Annotated in this window: 1 protein-coding gene; it reads right to left on the bottom strand. The window is 53.6% G+C overall.

Annotated elements, in window-relative coordinates; all coding sequences use genetic code 11:
* Window positions 1-102: 102 nt before the first annotated feature.
* Complete coding sequence (locus tag L5470_RS13365; protein WP_499500260.1) at window positions 103-792, bottom strand: RNA-guided endonuclease TnpB family protein; 690 nt, start codon at window positions 790-792, stop codon at window positions 103-105.
* Window positions 793-938: the final 146 nt, after the last annotated feature.

Raw genomic sequence — 938 nt, 5'->3', positions numbered from 1 at the left:
GTTCTGAGAGTCTTGCCCGGTTCCAGCAGCAGCTGCGTGATGCCTCTAAGGCTYCATGGGTGAACTGAACCCCGCCCTAGAAGGGCGAGGCTTCTACCCCGGTTAGGGGCTTAATTCCGGGTTCCCCGGTAAAAGACGAACCGCCTCTTGCAGGATATTCCATGCAGCGGTCACGTCGCGAACATGCTGCCTTCCGCACGATGGGCACGTCCACTCTCGGTCGCTGAGCGTCAAATTGTCGTTCAGTGACCCGCAATCCCAGCAAAGCTTGGTGGACGGGAACCAGCCCTCAATGAATTGAACGGCAGCTCCGTACCACTTGCCCTTATAGGTGGTGTAAACGTGCAGCACTCGGATAGCAGCATCCGAAACAGACTTGGCCAGGCAGTGATTCCTCAACATGCCTTGAATATTCAGCGTTTCCAGCCCCACCAGTTGGTTTTCCTGGGTGAGTTGGTAACTGATTTTGTGGGCTAGGTCAGCCCGCTTAAAGGCCACCCGCTCATAGGCGATGGCCAGCTTTTTCTTTACCTTCCGCCAGTTGTTACTCCCTTTTTGCTTAGCCGCCAAAACCTGTTGTAACCGCGAAATCCGTGCCTCCGCCTTGCGAAAGTAGCGGGGTGCCGGGACCTGGTACTTGACGAACCCTTTCTTATTGAACTGGCGCGTTTCCTTGAACAGCGCCAACATCCGGTTGTAGACAAACCGCACACAGCCAAAGTGGTGAGCAAAGCATTGCTCCTGTTCCTGATTCGGGTAGATGCGAAATTTGTAGGCTTTGTTAATCAGCATGACTGTAGTGCGTCCGTCCTAAAAACTATACTATAGGTGTGCAGTTACCGGCAATATGCAGGGCAACGGTTTAACCGCTATGAGGCAAGATGGTATACAGGTCAAGTCAGCGCGCCACGCCAAGTATCAATCAGGGCACCACTTTG

The organism is Synechococcus sp. PCC 6717, from assembly GCF_022698185.1.
Lineage (GTDB): Bacteria > Cyanobacteriota > Cyanobacteriia > Thermosynechococcales > Thermosynechococcaceae > Thermosynechococcus > Thermosynechococcus lividus.
This window is presented reverse-complemented; position numbering and strand designations above follow the sequence as displayed.